This window comes from Kitasatospora sp. NPDC048545 (assembly GCF_040651155.1).
Classification (GTDB): Bacteria; Actinomycetota; Actinomycetes; order Streptomycetales; family Streptomycetaceae; genus Kitasatospora.
Map to the genome: position 1 here is coordinate 1 of NZ_JBEZIQ010000150.1, position 2,888 is coordinate 2,888.

Below are 2,888 nucleotides of genomic sequence, written 5' to 3' on the forward strand. Positions count from 1 at the left end.
GTAGCGGTGGTGGCTGGTCGTGCGTCAGTTTCGTGCGGTTTTCGGCGTCATCGGGATGATGTCTTTCCTGGTCAGGTTGGTGCGGTTTCCTTAGCGCCGATCACATGTCCGGCTCCATCAGATGACCCTGCCGGGTGTCATCGGAATGCGGTTTCGGGCGTCGTCGTGGTGCGGTCGCTGTCTTCCTGGAAGGGCAAAAGACGGACTCGGTCGTTGGCGGGGCTGTCGGACGGGCCGGGATGGTGTGGATGGCGGTGGCGGGAGCGACGCGGTAGGGTCCGGCGATCCGGCGCCGGTGGTGCGTGAGCAGGTGGTGTTCCGGCTCCCGGCTCTGGAGAACCGCGGTGTCCTGACTCCCGGTCATGTGCGCCTTGCGGCTTCTTCGGCGGGCCGGTCGGTGCGGACGGTACAGCGCTGGCTGCAGACGGCCCGCGAGGAGGGCCGGACGGTGCGGAGATCCCGGCCGCGGTTCACGGTCACGGACGAGGTCCACGCACGGTTGGCGTTGTGGTGCGGGAACGCGGCGGCGGTCCACCGGGAGCTTCTCGCGCAGGCCCGTGTGCCGGCGGACGACCCCGTGGACGGGGAAGCCGGCAGGGAGCCGGCCGCAGGCGCCGGGGGTGGCGGGGGAGTGGGTGTGCCGTCGCCGGCGACCTTGCAGCGGGTGGTGCGCCCGGAATCTGAACGCGGGTCAGCGTGCCGCGCTCAAGGGCGGAGAGAGGGCCAGGCGGGCGCACGATGTCCATCCGGCCCGTCCGGTGAAGTGGCGCAACGCGTGCTGGGAGGGCGACCACAAGCATCTGCCCGTCGAGGTCGAGCTGGACGGGCAGGCGGTGCGTCCGTGGGTGACGTGGTTCATCGACTGTGTGAGGAACGCGATCACGGGTACGGCCGTCACCCCGCACCAGCCGTCCCGGGATGCGGTGCCGGCGGCGTTGCGGATCGCCTTGTCACGGGACGAGCCGGGCAGCCCGTACGGGCCGATCGGAGGGCTGCCGGAACTGGTGCGGGTCGACCACGGCAAGGAGTTCCTGTGCGCCACGGTGACTCGGGCGCTGGGCGCGCTCGCGGTCCCGGTGCAGGATCTGCCCGCGCGCAGGCCGGAGTTGAAGGGCACGGTGGAGAACCTCAACAGCGCCTATCGGGGCCGGGCGGTACTCAGCGTCGTCCTCACCGCCGTGCCGCCCCTGCCCGGAGGTTCTCGTGCACCCAGCAGCCGAACGGATGACAGCGACGCCCTCGCCCTCTCCTGTGCGCGCTGCCGTCGCGGACCTGAGGGGGAGCGGCTACGGGGTGGCGGTGGGCGGCTCTTCCTGGGGGCACGGATACCGGCCTGCCGATCCTGCTGCCGACCCTCCTGATCGGCGGCTTCGCGTCCATCATGGTCACCGGCGGTGCGCACTCCCACGCCATGGAGAAGGACGGCGGTGGTGAGGGCGGCGCACCGCATTCGGCCGGCCTGGCGCTGTCGAACCTGTCCGGCCTGTTGACTGCCGCCATGCCGGTCCTCGTCGAGAAGCGCGCGGCGAAGGACGCGGGCGAGCGGCGCTGAGCGCACACGAGAGGGCGGGCCCGCGGGCCCGCCAGGCCGGGTACCACCATGGGGCGACTCGGGCCCCGTGCTGCGCCCGGTGTCGTTTCAACTCGCCTCTGCGTGAGCCTTTCACCAAGACGGAAGTTCTCCTGCTCACCGACCCGCGCGGAATAGGGAACATCGAGCCCGCCGGTCTCCTCGTACCACGGCCGCGCGTGCCCGATCCCCTCACGCCCGAACTGGCAGGACAGGGCCCGCGAGAGCGGGAAGCCGGCGGGGGCAGCAGACCGCGTTGTCGGACGTCCTGCACGCTGTCTGAATTCGGGCCGGGGAGCACCGCGCGGGTGCCCCGTAGGTAGCCCGCTGCTCCCAGCGGCCGTCGCCGTCGTCCTCGTGCCTTCGGGCGGCCGGCGTCGTTGTACCCGGGTGGGTGTCCCGATCAGGGTGCGCGGCGAGGCCCTGCCTCATACACCCGCCCTGTGGCGCCGGGCTGGTGCCTGGCAAGCCGGGACGGCCTGCCGCATCCGGCGGGCCGTCCCGGGATCGGGGTCAGTACCAGTTGGTGCAGGCGATGTTGTAGCCCCACTGGGGGTTCGCGTACGGGTTCCCCGCCCATTCGGCGGCTGAACAGGCGCGGTACCACACGCCTCCGTCGTCGTACTTCGTCGGCAGGGTGTACCAGCCGCCAGGGCCTACGTACCGCCGGTCAAGGAAGCTGTTCCAGGTCCGGCCGCCGTCGAAGGACTGGTCGTAGTAGAACGCGACGTTGCTGCTCCCGGCATAGAGCCAGCCGGTGACGTAGTGGTGGCCGTCGCTGCCGACGTACTGGTTGATCTCGACCGTGTTCGTGTTTCCGTCGGGGTTGTAGGTGGCGGTGTTCCACACACCGCTGGTGAGGGCGGAGCCCACTGCGGGCTTCGGTGGCGTGGTGGTCTCAGCCGACGCGGTACCGGCCAGGGGCGCGAGGAGCAGCGCGAGAGCTGCGGCAAGTACGGGAAGTCTCTTGATCACGGTGCGGCTCCCTGATCTCGTCTCCGCCTGATTGGCGCAGACAGGCCGTCCACCGTCGCAGTCCCGCGGGGCCTCAGGACGGCAATCATGTCCGGACGGACTGATTCCCTCCCGCTCTTTGGCCAGCAACGGTCCCTTGACGCGGTCAATGTCTTCCGGTGTAGCTCGTTTCGATCGCGGTTTTCGCGCGGGAACATGACAGGCTTCCCTGCTCCTCGCCGTCGCCGCAGGACCCCTCGCCGCCTGGGCTTACGAGCTGGTGCGTGATTGCGGCGGCGATGTGACGGCCGGGGTGAGGGCGGCATGATCTTCGCCGTGGTGATCATGGTGAACCGTGCGGTCC

Annotated in this window: 3 protein-coding genes; 2 read left to right on the forward strand and 1 reads right to left on the reverse strand. The window is 70.3% G+C overall.

Features of this window, described 5'->3' with window-relative positions; all coding sequences use genetic code 11:
* The first annotated feature begins 758 nt into the window (after positions 1 to 758).
* Together AB0D10_RS46100 and AB0D10_RS46105 are read left to right on the forward strand one after the other, a co-directional pair.
* A complete protein-coding gene (locus AB0D10_RS46100) occupies positions 759 to 1,361 on the forward strand; it encodes a hypothetical protein (RefSeq protein ID WP_360269045.1) in 603 nt (200 codons plus the stop codon).
* 50 nt (positions 1,362 to 1,411) lie between these two features.
* The gene (locus AB0D10_RS46105; RefSeq protein WP_360269048.1) at positions 1,412 to 1,552 is read left to right on the forward strand and encodes a hypothetical protein; all 141 of its coding nucleotides are present in this window, start codon (positions 1,412 to 1,414) and stop codon (positions 1,550 to 1,552) included.
* A gap of 531 nt (positions 1,553 to 2,083) precedes the next feature.
* On the opposite strand, the gene AB0D10_RS46110 is transcribed toward AB0D10_RS46105, so the two are convergent.
* The gene (locus tag AB0D10_RS46110; protein ID WP_360269050.1) at positions 2,084 to 2,545 is read right to left on the reverse strand and encodes a hypothetical protein; all 462 of its coding nucleotides are present in this window, start codon (positions 2,543 to 2,545) and stop codon (positions 2,084 to 2,086) included.
* Positions 2,546 to 2,888 lie beyond the last annotated feature (343 nt).